The following is a 17744-nucleotide window of genomic DNA, read 5'->3' as shown; positions in this document are numbered from 1 at the left end:
CGTGTGTAGTCGCTAGCTAAAAATATGAGAACTTGGCTTGCTCGTCCAAAATCTGATGAATATGGAAAAGATTATTTAGGTTTTAAAACTACCACCTGTTTTGCTTACTTAATTTTGTTTCACTTTCATCTATACAATAAAAACCACCGCAAAGGTGGTTCATATCTTGAATTAATGACTGTAATCTTTGTCTTTAATTTTCAGTTCTATTGCCTTAGTGGAGTCAATATTTTTGTGACTAATATAGTGAATAACAGTTTTTTTTAAATTTAACGCTAAAAACACATCTCATTCATCAACAATATCAACAAAATTTGCACCCAACACCTTGGCTAAATTTTGAGGTTTCACCCCAATGTCTAAACCACGTTTACCACCACTAACATACATCATTGCTAATGCTGTTGCGCTAGCATCAATCACCGTTTTTAAACGCTTTTTTTGACCTACAGGACTGATTCCACCGACTAAATATCCAGTTAAACGCTCTGCATCTTTAGGATCAGCCATATGTAGTTTTTTACAAGCAAAGGCACTCGCCACTTTCTTTAAATTTAATTGATGATTTACAGGAAGTATCGCAACAAAATAGTTTTTATCATCTGTCACCATCAACGTTTTAAACACTTCTTCAACATTTAAGCCTAATTTTTCAGCAGCCTCTAAGCCAAAACTTTTTGCATTTACATCATGTTCATATTCATGAATTGAAAATTCAATTTTATTTGATTTTAAAACTTTGCAAGCAGGTGTCATAGAATAAACAAGATCAAAATTAAGAAGACTTTTGAATTATAGGACTATTTATATAAATTTTAAAATAACAATACAAATTTAAATGGTGAAAATTAATACTTGTAAAATCATGGATAACTTGATTAAAATCCTGTCATATACCTTATATTACTAGAACAATGCCATCAATCTATCAATTAAAACCAGCATTTCAAAACTTACTGCGCCCTTTTGTTCAAAAGCTTTTTAATATCGGAATCACGGCAAATCAAGTCACTTTGTTAGCGATGTTTATATCGCTCGGTTTAAGCTTTTTTCTATACCAGTATTATCTGAATCATGCTGTAAATGGGTGGTTATTGCTCTTTCCCTTGTGGATGTTGCTACGAATGGCTTTCAACGCCATCGATGGAATGCTTGCTCGTGAATTTAAACAACAATCCAACTTAGGTGCATTTTACAATGAATTGTGTGATGTTATTTCGGACACAGCACTCTATCTATGCTTGATTGCTTTTGGCTTTATCAGTGCAAAATTACTGTTATTGATTGCTTTTCTTGCAATTCTAAGTGAATACACTGGTGTAATGGCGCCACTGATTGGGCAAGAACGTCGTTATGATGGCCCAATGGGGAAAAGTGACCGTGCATTTTGGTTTAGTTTAATCACAGTCGTGATTGTCACCGTGCCATTATTCACTACAAATTTACAACTTCTCGGCTTAATCTGTAATGGCATACTCATTTTAATTGGTCTGCTGCTTAGTTTAACCATCTATAACCGAATTAAAAATAGCTTAAAAACAGCTTTATAAAACAGTTTCATATTTAGGGTAAATTCGTATGTATAACAACAGTCATCACACCTTTAAGAGTCATGATGGAACAGAATTGTTTTATCAACATTGGGCAACCAACTCACCAAGCGAAACAAAAAAAGCCATTCTTCTGTTTCATCGTGGACATGAACATTCAGGACGTATGGCGCATTTGGTCAAGGAACTCAATTTAAGTGATTTTGATTTCTTTGCATGGGATGCCCGCGGTCACGGCGATTCCCCTGGTGAACGTGGTGATGCACCTAGCTTCTCAGCATGTGTAAAAGATATTCAATATTTTGTCCAACATATTGAAGAAAACTATGGTATCGACGTCAAGAATATTGCTGTGGTTGCACAAAGTGTGGGTGCTGTATTAGCCGCAACATGGGTACATGATTATGCGCCTAAAATTCGCGCCTTGTGCCTCGCTTCCCCTGCTTTTGATATTAAGCTTTATGTGCCATTTGCCGAACCTAGTTTAAGAGTCATGGAAAAAATTCGCGGTAATTTTTTCATCCAAAGTTATGTTAAAGCCAAAATGCTGACCCATGATGAAGAACGTGCCCAAAGCTATGATACCGATCCTAAAATTGCTAAAGCCATTTCGGTGAGAATGTTGCTTGGGCTCTATGATGCCTCTAAGCGAATTGTTGCAGATTCACAAAACATCTTTGTACCGACTCAAGTGTTATGCTCAGGTTCAGATTTTGTGGTTTTTCAAAAACCGCAACGTGAGTTTTACCAAAAGCTTCCGCATCCTAAAAAAGAATTACACATTTTAGATGGCTTCTTTCACGATACTTTAGGTGAAAAAGATCGCTATATAGCAACAGAGAAAATACGCCGATTTATCCAGCAATGTTTTGCGGTTGAATATCAAGCTCCAGACGTTTTAAATGCGGACAAAATTGGTCCAAGTTGCGCTATAGCAGAAGATCTCAGTTCGTCATTACCCGCTAAATCAATGAAGAATGCATTTTGGGAAATCACCAAAAAGAATCTAAAAATTGGTAGCCATTTATCTAAAGGCTTAAAAATTGGTGAAGACACAGGCTATGACTCTGGAAGTACTTTAGATTTTGTCTATCGTAACCAATCTGAAAGTAGCAATCCTATTGGCAAAATCATTGACCGCCAGTATTTAAATGCGATTGGTTGGCGTGGGATCCGTGTTCGTAAACAAAACATTGAACATTTGGTTCAGAAATATGCGGATATTCTGATTAAAAAACGCAAACCATTGAGAATCATGGATATTGCATCTGGTCATGGACGTTATATTTTAGATGCTGTGGTTCAACTGCCAAAACGACCAGATTCGATTTTATTACGTGATTATAGCGATATCAATGTACAAGCTGGTCAGCAAATGATTGCAGCGCGAGGACTCAATGACATTGCTGAATTTGTTCAAGCAGATGCATTTGATACACAGTCTTTGGCCTCAATTAAACCAAAACCATCACTTGCCGTGGTTTCGGGTTTATATGAGTTATTTGCAGACAATGATTTGCTACGTCAATCACTTGAAGGTTTAAGTAAAGCAATTCTTAAAGATGGTTACTTGATTTATACCGGTCAAATTTGGCACCCACAGCAAGAGTTTATTGCGCGTGCATTAACCTCACATCGTGAAGGTGATGCTTGGGTAATGCGTTTACGCTCACAAGCGGAAATGGACGCACTTGTTGAAGCTGCTGGCTTTAAAAAGGTCGACCAATGTATTGATGAGTTTGGAATATTTACCGTCTCAGTCGCACAGAAACTTTGACACCATGTAATCAAGTTAGGATCAATCAAATGTGCAAGGATGCGCACTTAACTTAGAAATGGATTAAAGAATATGTACACACTTGAAGATATGCGTAGATTTCCACTTTGGCCTAAAAACCAATTCCGTCTGAATTATGATGTAGATTTTGATGGTGATAATTATGAATGGCGTGAGTGTGTAACACATATTTTAAATGTATTAGAAAAAATTTATCCTATTGAGGTCATTTCAGAACCGCCTTTCGAACCATATGAAGATTTTATTGAACTTACATATTTAATTGGTGATGAAAAAATAACAATAGGAAATGATTTTGCATTTTCTACGATTTGGATTCAAGTAGATACCGTAGAATTAGCTTTGGAAATTAAAGATATTCTTTCTCAAGAGGTTCATCTACCTAAGGAAAGACTTTTAAAACCAAATCATTCGATAACTGAAATGAATACTCTATCTGATTCTGAATCACACATTACGGATACAGAGATTGTTTCTGATTATTCTAAAAATCTCCAACCTTATCAACTTAATAAAAATTTTATGAGCAATAATCTAATCAAAGAAACTGGGACTTGGAAATGGGGCGTACTTTGCTTAGTTTTTCTTGCGCCTTTCTTTTTCCTCACTTATGGCTTTGCAAATCAATATGCATCAGGTCTTAGTGATGTTCCAAGTATTGTCTTTGCTTGGGAAAAGCATATTCCACTTTGGGCTTGGACGATTGTGCCGTATTGGTCAATTGACCTGTTTTATGGCCTCTCCTTATTACTTTGTTGGAACAAATTTGAGCTTAAACAACAAGCGCTTAGGCTATTTTTAGCGCAAGTCATTTCGATTAGTTGCTTCTTACTGTTCCCTTTAAAGTTTAGTTTTGAACGTCCACCTTTAGATGGTTTTTTCGGTCTATGGTTTGATGTCCTCATGGGCTTTGATAAGCCCTTTAATCAAGCGCCCTCATTACATATTGTTTTGCTGATGATTCTTTGGGATTTCTATCGTCGCCATGTATCTGGGGCATGGAAATATGTGGTCGATTTTTGGTGTGTGCTGATTGGAATTTCTGTACTCACGACATGGCAGCATCATTTTATTGACCTTCCCACTGGAATACTGGTTGGCGCTTTATGCTTATGGTTATTTCCAATTTCAGTAAAATCCCCATTTAGAAAAGATGGACTGCAACTGTTAACAGCAAAACATTTAAAGCTTGGTAGTTATTACCTTTGTGGCTCAGTGATTTTCTTTATCTTAGCCTACGAGTTTAGACCTTGGGGATTGTGGCTAATTTACCCTGCTGTGAGCCTATTTATCGTTGCACATAGCTATAGTTTTGTGCGTCCACATTTTTTTCAAAAACAAGAAAATGGTAAAATGACTGTTGCTGCGCAAATACTGCTTGCGCCTTATTTAATCTTTGCTTGGCTTAATAGTCGTATTTGGACCAAAAAGCATCCCGAAGATTCTTTTATCATTCAACATGAACTTAAAAAAATCTATATTGGAAGAATTCCAGTACAACAAGATCACCACCAATACAATGCAATATTTGATTGTGTTGCTGAGTTACCCCTAAATCATGCAATGGCATATCAGCAATATCTCAGTCTAGATTTGATTCCATTACAAGCCAATCAGCTTGAGTTTGCCGTAGCACGATTAAATGATTTGATGTCGAAGCTTGAACATAGCTCTACCCAAAATATTCTGATTTTTTGTGCCTTAGGTTATTCAAGAAGTAGCGCTGTACTCACTGCTTGGCTGATTCAACAAAACCAAGATGCCAATATTGATGAAATGGTAAGCATTATTCGTAAAGCTCGCCCTTGGGTGGTATTAAAACAAGCCCAACTGGAAGAATTAGAAATTTACCATCTAAAACTGAAAGGTTTAGTGCCATGAAAATGAATTTTTATGTGGTTGCGCAACTGTTATCAGCAACCACAGCTATATTGCTTTCAGGTTATTTGGCTTTTGCCTTATCTATTTTTGCCATCCTGTTCAAAGGCTGGCAATCCATTGAGTTCTGGACGTTCATTGTCATTACATTGTTATTATCTGGGCTTCATCACTATCTCTCATTTCGAGTTAAGTTTGATGCTCAACTCATTAAAATGATTGCACGTGAATCCCAAACTGAATCTATTGAAAACTTAACCCTACAATTTGATCAAACTCTAATGAGTATGAAATTGATGCCTGCATCCAAAGCAGGACGTGATTGGTCACAGCGTTTTGCAGGATGTTTTAAACTTTTAAAACTTCAAATTGCTTTATTATTGATACAATATCTGGTTTTAATGATTTTGATTTCTAGAATTATTTAAAGCGATTTTAACCTCAACTGATACAGTTTGAACTGATATATTCAATTGTTATCGTATGATGGTTTGAATCGTCTTAAATCAAGAAAATTCTCAGTTTCTCAGCAGTGAATATCTTGAAATGCTATAAAATTCTTCTATGATTCAAAAAACAGAAATGATAAATTTATAAATGGAAACCAAGCTTTTTACTTTTTATTCAAAACTAAGGTTGGTTATATTTTTATTTTAGTCACTTAAAAAGTAGAATTTTGTACTTTAATCATCCTATTATATAGCTTGCCCCACAATAAAATGCTTCAATATCAATCGGCTTAGAGAATGAATCAACTACCTGAACAACGTTCCGAACAAGATAAAGAGTCATACAATAAACAGTCTTTAGAGCAAAAGACTCAACACTTAGATTCATCTAATGGAAATTTAGCATCACACTCTATTGCTCGCTTTATTGCATTTTTGACACGCCGTGGCGCACGACTCTTAACTGGTGCTCGTAGCTTATGGGTTGGTTGTCAGCCTGAGATGAAACAACGTATTTACTATGCCAATCACAATAGTCATATCGACTTTATCTTATTATGGTCTTCACTTCCAAAACTGATGCGTCGTAAAACTAAACCTGTTGCTGCTTCAGATTATTGGCTGAAAGATGGCTTTAGACAATTTTTAATTAAAGACACCTTTAATGGTGTTACGATTCAACGTAATCGCGAAGATAATGCAGACCCTTTACAACCTGTTAAAGACGCTCTTGCTCAGGGTTATTCCATTATTTTCTTTCCTGAAGGTACTCGAAATCTTGATGATGATCTTGAGCTATTGCCTTTTAAAAGTGGCCTCTATAACTTACATAAACAATTTCCTGAGATTGAGATTGTCCCTGTTTGGATTTCAAATCTAAGACGTGTCATGCCAAAAGGTTCTTTTGTTCCTTTGCCGTTACTGTCTACCGTATGCTTTGGCTTTCCTTTAGAACAACATTTAGAAATGGATAAAGCCACATTTATAGATTATGCACAGAAGCAGCTATTACAATTAAAAGAGGTTGAGAATCAATGATTTTAGATAATCTGAATAAAACCTATCTTTTATTTGGTATTTTTGCGGGAATTTTAGTTTTTGCATCTAGCGTGGGCTTTATTCTCAAGCAAAAAGCTGGGCAAAAACCCTCATCAGTGATTGATAATTTAAACGCACGGATCAATGCTTGGTGGGTGATGTTGATCGTCATTGGTGCAGCCATCCTATTGGGTCAAACTGCATTTATTATCTTATTTGGGATTATTTCCCTGTTTGCTCTACGAGAATTTACCAGTCTATTGCCGACACGGCGTGGTGATTATTTCCCTTTACTTATCGCCTTTTATTTTGTTATTCCCTATCAATATTATTTGATCTATATCGACTGGTACGGCTTATATTCAATTTTTATTCCACTTTATGTATTTTTACTGATTCCAATAGCCAGTCTAAAACAAGAAGATACCAAACACTTCCTTGAACGTAGTTCTAAAATTCAATGGGGACTCATGGTCTGTGTTTTCTGTATTTCCCATGTTCCTGCATTACTCAATTTAAAACTAAATGGTTTTAAAGGTGAACCGATTTGGTTAGCAATCTGGCTGATTATGGTCGTTCAAGCATCCGATGTTTTGCAATATGTCTGTGGTAAGCTTTTTGGAAAGCACAAGGTTGCACCTGTCTTGTCACCATCAAAAACAGTTGAAGGCTTAGTGGGTGGTATTGTTTTAGCCACAGCTTTAGGTGTTGCTATGGCATGGCTCACTCCATTTAGCTACCTACAAGCTGCATTGATAGGACTGGTTGTGTGTATCTTTGGCTTTTTCGGTGGTTTGGTGATGTCAGCCATCAAACGTGACCGCGGTGTCAAAGATTGGGGACAGTTGATTCATGGTCATGGTGGGATGTTAGATCGGATTGATTCTATCTGCTTTTCTGCACCCATCTTCTTTCATATTTTAAGATATTGGTGGAGTTAGTGAATAAACATGATTGTGAGAGATATAGATGAATTACAAAATAATATTTACAATGCTCTGTGTAGGTTTTGGTCTGCAAGGGTGCAGTTTATTTAATCAGTCTGAATGTAATAATCAACAAGTGACTGATCGTGTAAAAAAACTCTACTCAAGTCAGGTAAATATCAGTTTTGGATCAAAATTAAATCAACTTACTCAACAATTTAATCCAAATGCAAACACAACAACAAAAACCATACCTTCTATAGAAGGAATCACTTTAACTAAAATAAAGCGATTAAATCTGGAAAAATTACAGGCTGATAAAGACAATCAGGATTCACAAAATCTAATCGATTTGATTACTGATCACTTTGAAGGTGCACAATATATTTGCCAAGGTGTAATTCAACAAGAGATTAGCACCAATGTACTTGCAGATATGACCAAAGAACTTTTAGATAAAGACTCAAATGTGATTGACGGAAATAAATTAAATATTCCAGTAATTTATGCTCTGTACCAGCACAATAGAAATCAACAATTTGAAGTCCAATATACTGCTCAGAATCCATTGCATTTAATGTTGGCAATAATGTTACAGAAAAAACAAGCAAAAATGACGAAATAACGCCTAAATAGCAAGCAACCAACAGCTTAAGATACAAATCACGAATAAATCTACCAATTTTCATAGATTGACAGGTTTAAATCAGCTACTTAACATCAGGGCAATCTTGGATACATAACATTGGTTTTATTTTGAATTTTCAGTATCAGTTAAAAATAATTTCTACAGTGGGTTTAACACTTGCGATCACAGCATGTTCGTCTTTGGGTGGCGGCTCTGTGCAAAAACGTGCTGCTAAACTTTCGACTGGAATCCAAAAAGCCTATTCTGTCTCTCCCGATGTTGCCAATCGTGTATCCCCAATGATTGTACAAAGCGCAGATCAATATGATGTAGATCCTTTACTGATTGCAGCAACCATCCGTCAAGAATCGAGTTATCGGAGTTATGTCACCTCTCCATCTGGTGCTGTTGGGCTTACCCAAATCATGCCGCGTTATTGGCAACAAGCCTGCCCTGGTGATTTGTTTGATGAATATACCAATGTACGCTGTGGCACCATGATCTTGGCTAAATACAATCAAAGTGCAGGAAGCTGGAAAAAAGCCTTAGCCTACTACAATGTTGGACCCACAAATTACCAAACAAATCGTAAAATGAAACGTCAAGGTAAACGATACGCGAAACAAGTCAAACAACATGAAAAACAGTTAAAGTCTTCTTTATAGAAGTTTAAGAATAGAAACTGAATATCAATAAAATAAACCCACTCTTGCAGATACTTGAGCGGGTTTATTTTTTAGTCTATGACAATAATACACAGCATAGATATAGACGATTTAATTTAAACTTAATCTGCTGAAATATCTTCAAACAAAACGGAAGACAAATAACGTTCACCCGCATCTGGAAGAATCACCACAATGGTTTTACCAGCATTTTCAGGACGAGCAGCTAATTGTGCAGCAGCAGCTAAAGCCGCACCACTAGAAATACCGACAAAAATACCTTCTTGAGTGGCACTTTGACGAGCAAAATCAATCGCTTCTTGATTATCGATAGCAATAACTTCATCAACTAAGTCTAAATCCAAGTTCTTCGGAATAAAGTTTGCACCAATCCCTTGGATCTTATGTGGCCCAGGCGTTAAAGTTCCACCACGTTTGGTTTGTCCAATAATTGGTGAATCTGCGGGTTCTACAGCAACGGAGTAAATCGCTTGCTGCTTGACCTTTTCAAAATAACTTGAAATACCTGAAATGGTACCGCCAGTTCCGACACCAGCAACAAGGATATCGACTTTACCACCAGTGGCTGCCCAAATTTCCGGACCAGTTGTTGTCTCATGTATTTTAGGATTGGCTGGGTTTTCAAATTGTTGCGGTAAATAATATGTTTCAGGTTGTTCAGTTGCTAAACGTACTGCCTCATCAACTGCGCCTTTCATACCTTTTGCGGGCTCAGTTAAAATTAAATTTGCACCCAACGCTTTTAATACTTTACGGCGCTCTATACTCATACTTGCTGGCATGGTTAAAGTGATGGCATAACCTTTTGCCGCTGCTACAAATGCCAATGCAATACCAGTATTCCCGCTGGTTGGTTCTACAATATGCATGCCTTTTTTCAAAAGCCCCTTCGCCTCTGCATCTGCAATAAGTGCGGCGCCAATTCGATCTTTAACAGAAAAAGCAGGATTACGACTTTCAATTTTTGCTAAGACCGTTGCGCCACCTGTAATAAGACGATTGATACGAATAAGTGGTGTATTCCCAATTGCCTCAGCATTATTAGAATAAACAGCAATACCTAAGTTTTCAGTTGCTGGAAAATTTGGATCTGTAGACATGACCTTTCCTTGAATTTAAATGAATTTATATCAATCTATCATAATGCTTTTCTATGAAACTTTGATATTGAGTAACTGAATTTAATTATACCAATATCGAAATAGTTTATTGATAAAAATCATAAGTTTAGTTTTTAGGCAAAGTGTTTGACCGATTTGTCGTCAAATCAAACTATATATTTGTATATTATTTCAAGCATAATAACGATATGACTCATATTTAGAGAATATTATGGCAAGCAATGCTTATCAAAAATTTTATCGTCAATTTACAAAAAAAATCTTAGATAAAATCGTCAGCCCACAAGTTTTAGGCGATACAAAAACTCTTGAAAATACAGTTAATGATCCAAACACAGCTAATTTTCCGATTTGCTATGTCATTCAAGATGACTCAACTTCAAATAAAGTCTTGATCGACAATGAAACAGAAAAAAGAAAACTCAGCCCTGCTTTTGCGCCACTTAATCTAGGGGCAGATTATCAGGAAGATGATCGTTTTATCACTTTAGAACCAACCAAAAGCAATGCTTCTGCATACTACCCAGATAAAATTATTCGCTTAGTCGAATATTTATTGAAACATCCTGAGCAAGATGTGCTTTTAGTACCAACAACGATTTTATGGGGACGTGCACCAGAGAATGAAGATAGCTGGTATAAAGCATTGATGACCGATGCTTGGGCAAAGCCAACGGGCATTAAACAAGCACTCAACATTACCCTGTATGGCCGTAATAATTATATTGAATTCCATCAAGCAGTTTCTTTACGGCAGTTAATTGATTCAGCCATTGAACTCACACCCAATTTTTCACCAGCGCATTATGTGGTAACTGAGCTCAATAAACAATTTAATGGCTACAAAGAAGCAATTCTTGGTCCTGATATTTCAGATCGTCGCAATGTGATTAACAAACTCATGCTGAGTGATGCGGTCAAAGAAGCCATTCTCAATGAAAGCATTCATAAAAAAATCAGCATCAATGAAGCCGAAGCACTCGCGCATAAATACCTCGATGAAATCGTTTCTGATTTTTCTTATTCGACCTTACGCTTTGCTGAAATTGCTTTAACTAAATTGTGGACCCAGCTCTATGACGGTATCGAAGTACATAATTTCGATACGGTTCGTGAACTTGCCAAAGATTATGAAATTGTCTATACCCCTTGTCATCGTAGCCACATTGACTATTTGTTATTGTCTTATGTGATTTATAACCGTGGCTTGATGGTTCCCCATATTGCAGCAGGTATTAATTTAAATATGCCTGTGGTTGGACAACTGATGCGTGGTGCAGGTGCATACTTTATTCGACGTAGCTTTAATGGTAATGCGCTTTATACCGCTGTCTTTAAAGAATATATCTACAGTATGCTCAATCGAAATACACCGATGGAATACTTTATTGAAGGTGGTCGTTCTCGTACTGGACTTTTATTGCCGCCAAAAAAAGGGATGCTCGCAATGACCATCCAAAGTTATTTGCGTGGGAATAGTAAACCGATTGCCTTTATTCCGACTTACTTTGGATATGAAAAACTGATCGAAGGCAGTTCATACATAAAAGAACTGGGTGGACAGAAAAAACAAGCTGAATCACTATTTGGACTACTTAAATCTATTCAAAAGATTGAAAAAGTCTTTGGTGTTGTCCACGTCAATTTAGGTGAACCAGTTTTCCTTGAAGAGATCTTAAAAAAGAACAATGCTCCACAACGTGTTGCTTTGCATGAAGAGATGCCTGAGTCTGTTAAAGCCACGGTCAATGATGTTGCATTTGATATTTTGGAAAATATCAATAAAGCCGTGGTGATTAATCCTATTAGTTTGATTTCTCTGGTCTTGTTAAATGCACCAACGCATGCTTTGGCAGAGCGTGAAGTATTGGTACGTTTAGAACAATTCCGCAATCTACTCAAACAGCATCGTTATGATGATCGTATGCAAATCACCGAGCTTTCCAACACAGAAATCATTCAATATGCCATGAAGCTAAAACAAGTTGAATTGATTGAGCATGATAATGAACGCTGGGTGAAAGTCAGTGATATACAGGTGGGCCTGCTTAAGTATTTCAGTAATAACATTCTTCACACGTTTATACTGCCAGCACTGATTGCCAAAGTATTGCGCGTTGAAACAGAGCAGCAGCTGTTTGAGATTTCAAAATCTGATTTATATACCCAAGTCATCGAACAATACCCACTTATTCAAAAAGCCTTCTTTTTAAAATGGGATGAATCTGAGATTGAGAGTGAAATCACACAAATTGTCGATTATTTTGTTGCTGAGAAATTAATCACACTTGAAGCAGATCAAAGCATTAAGATTTCAAATGCAGATCCTAAAATTCGTTTACTTTCAGCCTTTGCTCATTTGTATGATGTCAATGTTGTGAAAGAACCTGAAAAAGAAAGCAAAGAGAAATAATCCTTTATTTTTGGCTTTGATCCGCAATAAAAAGTTCCTTCATCCACTTGGATAAGGAACTTTTTTATAAGCGTATATAGCTCATAGAAATATAACTAATTGATTTACTTTAAAGCAAAAAATGATTTTTAGTTATTACTTATACGTTTTTCTTAGTCCGTTTTAAATGCAATAAAACCATGATAATTCAATACTTGAGCAAAGCTTTCCACACGCTTAAAACCTGCTTGCAAATACAAAGCGCTCATTTCATCAACAGAAATTAAAGCAAAATCTTGTTCAATACGATCTGCCATAAGTTGTACCTGTTTTTCTGTTAATCCTGTTGCTAAACTCAGATTTTTTAAAGCTTGTAATTGTTTGGCATTCCAAATTTCCATCAATTCATAACTTAAACATAGACCAGTACTGCTTAGGTGATTTGCAATATCTTTTAAAAATTGTGCTTTTGCATCAACTGGAACAAAATGTGAAACCAAGATAGCCAAAGCCACATCAAAACTCACATCGACTCGTTTAAGAACAGATGTATCACCTTGTATAAACTGAATTCGAGAACAAAGCCCTAAATCTGCTATATGTTGTTTGGCTTTATCAATCATATTTGCTGCAGGATCTATTGCTGTAAAATTCCAATGAGGAAATTGCTCAGCCAAATATTGCAGTTCATAACCTGTACCACATCCCACGACTAAAATCTTTGCTTGAGTCGATACATAGCTCTTTAATACAGCATGGACTTGTAAATGTATCAGTTCATAACCGGGAATTAATTTACGAATATGTGCATCATATCCTTCAACTACAACTGGATTATTAAAGTCCTTTGCCATTTCTTTAAGCCTTGCAATGATGATTAATATTATTATTCCTGAGGATGTTTGACTTTCACTGCCTGCAAACAAAAATCAGCGATTTGTTTTACAAAATACTCTTTATAGCTTTTATCAAAACGCTTGGTCTTGGCGATACTTAAAGGTTCAATCACAACAAAAGTCATTGCACCCACGATGCACAATGCCGTGGTGTTTAGATCCTCAAAAATAAACTCGCCTGAATGACGTCCTTCGGTCAAAATTTTAATAATACTTTCTTTAATCAATTGCTTACTTTGAAAGCGTTCTAACTCAAATTGAGGATCGACAGGTTCAAACAATAATGAATAAGACAGTCGAGGGCTGTTCATTGCCCTTTTTACAAAGGTTGTAACGGCGCGATCTAGTTTTTCTAGTGCGCTGAGTTGGGTATGTGCAATATCATTGAGAATATTGACTTCGATATGAATCGCCGCATTTAAGACTTCAATCAGTACTTGATTTTTATTTTCAAAATAACGGTAGACCAGACCACTTGATACGCCTGCCCGATCCGCAATCGCTTGAATTTGTGCATCTTTAAATCCTCCTTGTGCAACCAGCTCTCGTGCAGACAATAAAATCATCTCGCGGTTCTGTTGCATTTTCTCTTCCATGACAGAGGATCTTTTATAGTTCATAGCGATACGTAAATTCCTTTCCAAATAAACTGGCAATGAATAGTTTGTCCTTGCTGATACCACAAGGTAATTCAGATTAAATACTAATAAATTTTGCAGCAATAAGCTATCCACCCTGATCGCTTCATTCAATATTTAATAAATCATTGATCAACTTAGTTATCTTGTTGAGGTTATTTTGTACCATTGCTGATCTATCAATTCCTGATCGATCAAAGCAGTCATTTTAAATTAATTCTTTTTGGAAAATAATCTTTTTTAAATCAGCGATTGATTCTTCAATGATCTAAGGCAACTTCTTAAGACAATGCACATATGAATTGTCCGATAATCCCCCCTTAAATTGGTCATTACACCCCTTTATTAAATCCAGTAAAAATGATTCACTAAAATCATAAAGCTTTCAGATAAAACTTAAATAAACTAATAGCTTAACTTCTATTGTTCACTATAGTTTTGTCTGAATTTTATATGCGAAATAAAAAAAACATTCAAGGAAAGAAAAGCATGAAAACTCAATCACTCATTCTCAGTATCCTCAGCATTTTACCCACTGCTTATACTCATGCAGCTGCGATGGATCAATCTGGTCAATCGATACTGGCGTTTCTTGAAGACAGGAATTATTTCGAAGCCAGTATTGCCACAGTTGACCCGAAAGTATCAGGTAAAGTTCGAAATCGACCTGATTTAATCAATGCAGGCAGCAATGATTTGAGTACAGGTGATATGGCACAATCATATCAATACTATAATGCAGCATTAAAACTGCAAATTGCGCCAAAAGTTTCCTTTGGGCTCATCTATGATCAACCTTATGGTGCTGCAATCGAATATCCTTTACGTAGCAATAATACCTTCTCTGATACTGAAATCAGTATGAAAGGTACCCTTGCGGATGTTGATACTCAAAATATTGCGATGCTATTTGGTTTTCAGCCAGATGCTCATTTTAACCTCTACGGCGGTGGCGTATACCAGACAGTCAAAGGCAAAGTGTCTTTACGTGGTAATTCGATGAGTGTGTTTAATGGCTATGATGCCAACTTTAAACAAGATAGTGCTGTTGGATGGCTTGCTGGTGCTGCTTTTCAGATTCCTGAAATTGCTTTAAAGGCAGCCGTGACTTATCGTTCTAAAATTAAGCACAAAATAGATGCTCAAGAAACCATTTTTGGACAACCTTTAGCATTCACTCCTGATAAAGATACAGAAATCAACACGCCACAATCGGTAAATTTAGATTTTCAAACAGGTGTTTATAAAGATACGCTGGCATATTTAAATGCGCGTTGGGTAAATTGGAAAGATTTTAGAATCCGTCCAACACAGTTTGGCGCACTCACTGAACTGGCAACAGCTGAGTTAAGCCAAGGCCTATATGCTGGTGGATTTAATCTGGATGACTATCAGAAAGACCAATACAGCATCACTGTTGGTTTAGGACATCAATTTACACAAAAATGGGCTGCGTCGGCTGATGTTTCATGGGATTCTGGTACTGGAAATCCTGCTTCTGTATTGAATCCTACCAAAGGCGGTTGGGGCTTAGGGTTGGGTGTTCAATACAACCCTGCTGACAATTACTTTATCGCAGGAGGCATCAAATATATTTGGATTGGTGATGCCACGGCACAAGATGGTACCTATTACATTCCGGTACCCGGTGCTTCAGAAATTGCCCAACAAGGCGATTATCGAGACAACAATGCCATAGGCTATGGTTTAAAAATAGGTTACCGTTTCTAATGCTCAATGCATGATCTTGTTAAAATTATTTTTTAGCGTAGACTTCATTCTAGTGTATATACTTGAGAATGAAGTCTTTTTCTTTTTATTCAAAGACAAATTCATTTTTTCGTCATTTGTATACGCTATAAATTTTAATGATCAATATGAATAAACCTCAGCAAAAAACCAACTTAAATTAAAGGATCTGAATATGAAATTATTACATTTAATTCCAATTCTCGCTTTAGGCACTATCTTAACCGCATGTGGTGGTATGCCAAAGGAATGTGAAGAATCTTGGAAGCATATGGAAGACTTGGCAAAACAAAGTGGCATTCCTGAAGATTCACTAAAAGAACAGAAAAAAGCCTTTGAAGAAGAAATTAAAAAGTTATCTAAAGAAGATGCTATTCAAGCCTGTAAAGCACAATCTTCAATCATTGGCATGGTTAAGTAATTTATCCTTGATCTACAAAATGGATGCTTCTGTTTGCAGGCATCCATTTTTGCCTGTAAATAAAAACTCAAACTTTAATTTTGCCATTTTAATCGTCACAATTTTTTGCTTCACTATAAATAAACATTGGGCCTAAATCATAAGTCTGATCATTCCTTTTCACTTGTGGAATGAATGCACTTGAAATTGAACCATCTAAATATAAAGCTTGATCTGTTTTAAGCTGCGACTTAAAAATATCAGCAAAATTATAAAAATTAATTTTTCCACGACTTATCACAAAATACAGTTGATTATTTTTAATTCCCACCCCATTGCGAACTTTCAATGAATCTGAGTTTTTAACGAAAATTGGATTGATCTCACCATTGATCAATAACATTGGACCAGATTGTGTAGCATAGCGAGCTTTAAAATTAGATTTAAGATATTGCTCTGTGGTTTTAATCACAGCTTGCTTATTGTTCCAAGCAACCACACCATTGGGTTGCATAAAAAAATTACCAAATTTGTTTTTTTGTTGGTTTAATTCTATTTGTTGTTTACCTTGTTCAATGTACAAGCCTACTGGTGCAAAATTAGGGTGATACATTCCTGCATTCATGGCAAAACTGATCTGGCATTTTTTACGCTCTTTTTGCACAGCTGCGAACTTTTTATAGATTTGCCCTTGTTGGTTTTTTAAAAATAGTTGTAGCTGATCTAGATCATCGATACGAACAGCATCTGCGATCACCTTCTTGTCTTTGATTATTTTGATATAGTCAGTATTGGCATTGACTTGAAAGGAAAGTGCACTCAATCCCATCATGCTTATCAGCGCATATACCCCAGTTTTCAAATTCATAACATCCCCATTCAAAGTGTTATATTTTATCGTGTGATCTATTGAATAATGAAGGCTAATTAGCACTTTTAATGCATTTTTTTACTTAATTATCACTTTAAGGGCTATCAAATTCATTTTGCATGGTTATAATCAAACTATCCTTTCAATTAAATACATGTGTACACTTTATTTGAACTGAGTGGAATATGCAGACAAAACATATAGCTAAATACCCTTTAGGTGCGCATTTAATCGTCAAACATTTTGGCTATAGCCATCATGGAATCTATGCTGGAAAAGGTCGTGTTATACATTATTCTGGGCTGGCACATTTTGTAAAAAAACGCCCAATCGAAATCACTTCACTTGAAAAATTTTCACATGGTAAAGTGATCCGTGTCCGTTACTATGATCAACCTAAGTTTTCTGGTCGTCATGTAGTTCGACGTATGCGTACACGCATGAACGAAAACAGCTATCATTTGATTATCAATAATTGTGAACATCTGTGTAGTTGGGCAATTACAGGAGTTGAAAGTAGTCCTCAAGTGGTAAAAATGATGAACCGTTTAACCACGATTGGCTATATCAGTTCAATCATGACCTATATGAATGGCTTATTTTTAACAGTTGCAACCACCTGTTTTGCTTTGGTTTTATATATAAAAATGAAACTCAGGGCTCAGTCAAAATTAAAACTTCCAACCTATTTATCACTTAAAGAACAGCAACCTAAAAAGTAAAA

The 17744-nt window shown here is 36.1% G+C and carries 17 protein-coding genes; 12 read left to right on the top strand and 5 right to left on the bottom strand.

Annotated elements, in window-relative coordinates:
* Positions 1 to 288: 288 nt before the first annotated feature.
* Positions 289 to 756 carry a Cys-tRNA(Pro) deacylase gene (gene ybaK / locus CQZ96_RS02080; RefSeq protein WP_056511444.1) on the bottom strand — a complete coding sequence of 156 codons (468 nt, stop codon included), beginning with the start codon at positions 754 to 756 and terminating at the stop codon, positions 289 to 291.
* Between the two features lie 158 nt (positions 757 to 914).
* On the opposite strand from ybaK, the gene CQZ96_RS02075 reads away from it, so the two are divergent.
* The 8 genes from CQZ96_RS02075 (at position 915) to CQZ96_RS02040 (ending at position 8932) form a co-directional block, all read left to right on the top strand.
* Entirely contained in the window at positions 915 to 1550 is a 636-nt protein-coding gene (locus tag CQZ96_RS02075; RefSeq protein WP_056511447.1) for a CDP-alcohol phosphatidyltransferase family protein, read from the top strand.
* Between the two features lie 28 nt (positions 1551 to 1578).
* Entirely contained in the window at positions 1579 to 3327 is a 1749-nt protein-coding gene (locus tag CQZ96_RS02070) for a bifunctional alpha/beta hydrolase/class I SAM-dependent methyltransferase (protein WP_105712537.1), read from the top strand.
* 543 nt (positions 3328 to 3870) lie between these two features.
* Positions 3871 to 5229: a phosphatase PAP2/dual specificity phosphatase family protein gene (locus CQZ96_RS02065; protein WP_035372462.1), complete on the top strand. Its 1359-nt coding sequence runs from the start codon at positions 3871 to 3873 to the stop codon at positions 5227 to 5229.
* Entirely contained in the window at positions 5226 to 5654 is a 429-nt protein-coding gene (locus tag CQZ96_RS02060) for a hypothetical protein (RefSeq protein ID WP_004719991.1), read from the top strand. The genes CQZ96_RS02065 and CQZ96_RS02060 overlap by 4 nt, the downstream gene beginning before the upstream one ends.
* Positions 5655 to 5972: 318 nt before the next feature.
* Complete coding sequence (locus tag CQZ96_RS02055; RefSeq protein ID WP_004719989.1) at positions 5973 to 6713, top strand: lysophospholipid acyltransferase family protein; 741 nt, start codon at positions 5973 to 5975, stop codon at positions 6711 to 6713.
* Positions 6710 to 7654: a phosphatidate cytidylyltransferase gene (locus CQZ96_RS02050; protein ID WP_004719987.1), complete on the top strand. Its 945-nt coding sequence runs from the start codon at positions 6710 to 6712 to the stop codon at positions 7652 to 7654. Before CQZ96_RS02055 ends, CQZ96_RS02050 begins: the two co-directional genes overlap by 4 nt.
* Positions 7655 to 7682: 28 nt before the next feature.
* Positions 7683 to 8264, top strand: coding sequence for a hypothetical protein (locus CQZ96_RS02045; RefSeq protein WP_105712536.1), 582 nt, complete (start codon positions 7683 to 7685; stop codon positions 8262 to 8264).
* 131 nt (positions 8265 to 8395) lie between these two features.
* Positions 8396 to 8932 carry a lytic transglycosylase domain-containing protein gene (locus tag CQZ96_RS02040; RefSeq protein WP_016539727.1) on the top strand — a complete coding sequence of 179 codons (537 nt, stop codon included), beginning with the start codon at positions 8396 to 8398 and terminating at the stop codon, positions 8930 to 8932.
* Positions 8933 to 9054: 122 nt separating this feature from the next.
* Here CQZ96_RS02040 and cysK read toward each other — a convergent pair whose 3' ends face one another.
* Positions 9055 to 10053: a cysteine synthase A gene (gene cysK / locus CQZ96_RS02035; protein ID WP_105712535.1), complete on the bottom strand. Its 999-nt coding sequence runs from the start codon at positions 10051 to 10053 to the stop codon at positions 9055 to 9057.
* A gap of 232 nt (positions 10054 to 10285) precedes the next feature.
* On the opposite strand from cysK, the gene plsB reads away from it, so the two are divergent.
* Complete coding sequence (gene plsB, locus CQZ96_RS02030; RefSeq protein ID WP_105712534.1) at positions 10286 to 12487, top strand: glycerol-3-phosphate 1-O-acyltransferase PlsB; 2202 nt, start codon at positions 10286 to 10288, stop codon at positions 12485 to 12487.
* Between the two features lie 152 nt (positions 12488 to 12639).
* On the opposite strand, the gene CQZ96_RS02025 is transcribed toward plsB, so the two are convergent.
* Together CQZ96_RS02025 and CQZ96_RS02020 are read right to left on the bottom strand one after the other, a co-directional pair.
* On the bottom strand, positions 12640 to 13320 hold the full coding sequence (locus tag CQZ96_RS02025; protein ID WP_105712533.1) for a class I SAM-dependent methyltransferase: 681 nt from the start codon (positions 13318 to 13320) through the stop codon (positions 12640 to 12642).
* A gap of 32 nt (positions 13321 to 13352) precedes the next feature.
* Positions 13353 to 13982, bottom strand: coding sequence for a TetR/AcrR family transcriptional regulator (locus tag CQZ96_RS02020; RefSeq protein WP_056511474.1), 630 nt, complete (start codon positions 13980 to 13982; stop codon positions 13353 to 13355).
* Positions 13983 to 14489: 507 nt separating this feature from the next.
* On the opposite strand from CQZ96_RS02020, the gene CQZ96_RS02015 reads away from it, so the two are divergent.
* Together CQZ96_RS02015 and CQZ96_RS02010 are read left to right on the top strand one after the other, a co-directional pair.
* The gene (locus CQZ96_RS02015) at positions 14490 to 15731 is read left to right on the top strand and encodes an outer membrane protein transport protein (RefSeq protein WP_105712532.1); all 1242 of its coding nucleotides are present in this window, start codon (positions 14490 to 14492) and stop codon (positions 15729 to 15731) included.
* A gap of 193 nt (positions 15732 to 15924) precedes the next feature.
* A complete protein-coding gene (locus tag CQZ96_RS02010) occupies positions 15925 to 16170 on the top strand; it encodes a hypothetical protein (protein WP_105712531.1) in 246 nt (81 codons plus the stop codon).
* A gap of 88 nt (positions 16171 to 16258) precedes the next feature.
* On the opposite strand, the gene CQZ96_RS02005 is transcribed toward CQZ96_RS02010, so the two are convergent.
* Complete coding sequence (locus CQZ96_RS02005; protein ID WP_056511482.1) at positions 16259 to 17017, bottom strand: phosphodiester glycosidase family protein; 759 nt, start codon at positions 17015 to 17017, stop codon at positions 16259 to 16261.
* A gap of 188 nt (positions 17018 to 17205) precedes the next feature.
* Here CQZ96_RS02005 and CQZ96_RS02000 point away from each other — a divergent pair, with 188 nt between their 5' ends.
* Positions 17206 to 17742 carry a lecithin retinol acyltransferase family protein gene (locus CQZ96_RS02000; protein WP_105712530.1) on the top strand — a complete coding sequence of 179 codons (537 nt, stop codon included), beginning with the start codon at positions 17206 to 17208 and terminating at the stop codon, positions 17740 to 17742.
* The last annotated feature ends 2 nt before the right edge of the window (positions 17743 to 17744 follow it).

The organism is Acinetobacter sp. MYb10, from assembly GCF_002980175.2.
Lineage (GTDB): Bacteria > Pseudomonadota > Gammaproteobacteria > Pseudomonadales > Moraxellaceae > Acinetobacter > Acinetobacter guillouiae.
The sequence above is the reverse complement of the archived record's forward strand: the minus strand, read 5'-3'. Positions and strand labels throughout refer to the sequence as shown.

What these genes read in the sequence shown, in the direction of transcription:
- ybaK (WP_056511444.1), bottom strand. Translation starts at nt 756, where the DNA reads ATGACACCTGCTTGCAAAGTTTTAAAATCAAATAAAATTGAATTTTCA.
- CQZ96_RS02075 (WP_056511447.1), top strand. Translation starts at nt 915, where the DNA reads ATGCCATCAATCTATCAATTAAAACCAGCATTTCAAAACTTACTGCGC.
- CQZ96_RS02070 (WP_105712537.1), top strand. Translation starts at nt 1,579, where the DNA reads ATGTATAACAACAGTCATCACACCTTTAAGAGTCATGATGGAACAGAA.
- CQZ96_RS02065 (WP_035372462.1), top strand. Translation starts at nt 3,871, where the DNA reads ATGAGCAATAATCTAATCAAAGAAACTGGGACTTGGAAATGGGGCGTA.
- CQZ96_RS02060 (WP_004719991.1), top strand. Translation starts at nt 5,226, where the DNA reads ATGAAAATGAATTTTTATGTGGTTGCGCAACTGTTATCAGCAACCACA.
- CQZ96_RS02055 (WP_004719989.1), top strand. Translation starts at nt 5,973, where the DNA reads ATGAATCAACTACCTGAACAACGTTCCGAACAAGATAAAGAGTCATAC.
- CQZ96_RS02050 (WP_004719987.1), top strand. Translation starts at nt 6,710, where the DNA reads ATGATTTTAGATAATCTGAATAAAACCTATCTTTTATTTGGTATTTTT.
- CQZ96_RS02045 (WP_105712536.1), top strand. Translation starts at nt 7,683, where the DNA reads ATGAATTACAAAATAATATTTACAATGCTCTGTGTAGGTTTTGGTCTG.
- cysK (WP_105712535.1), bottom strand. Translation starts at nt 10,053, where the DNA reads ATGTCTACAGATCCAAATTTTCCAGCAACTGAAAACTTAGGTATTGCT.
- plsB (WP_105712534.1), top strand. Translation starts at nt 10,286, where the DNA reads ATGGCAAGCAATGCTTATCAAAAATTTTATCGTCAATTTACAAAAAAA.
- CQZ96_RS02025 (WP_105712533.1), bottom strand. Translation starts at nt 13,320, where the DNA reads ATGGCAAAGGACTTTAATAATCCAGTTGTAGTTGAAGGATATGATGCA.
- CQZ96_RS02020 (WP_056511474.1), bottom strand. Translation starts at nt 13,982, where the DNA reads ATGAACTATAAAAGATCCTCTGTCATGGAAGAGAAAATGCAACAGAAC.
- CQZ96_RS02015 (WP_105712532.1), top strand. Translation starts at nt 14,490, where the DNA reads ATGAAAACTCAATCACTCATTCTCAGTATCCTCAGCATTTTACCCACT.
- CQZ96_RS02010 (WP_105712531.1), top strand. Translation starts at nt 15,925, where the DNA reads ATGAAATTATTACATTTAATTCCAATTCTCGCTTTAGGCACTATCTTA.
- CQZ96_RS02005 (WP_056511482.1), bottom strand. Translation starts at nt 17,017, where the DNA reads ATGAATTTGAAAACTGGGGTATATGCGCTGATAAGCATGATGGGATTG.
- CQZ96_RS02000 (WP_105712530.1), top strand. Translation starts at nt 17,206, where the DNA reads ATGCAGACAAAACATATAGCTAAATACCCTTTAGGTGCGCATTTAATC.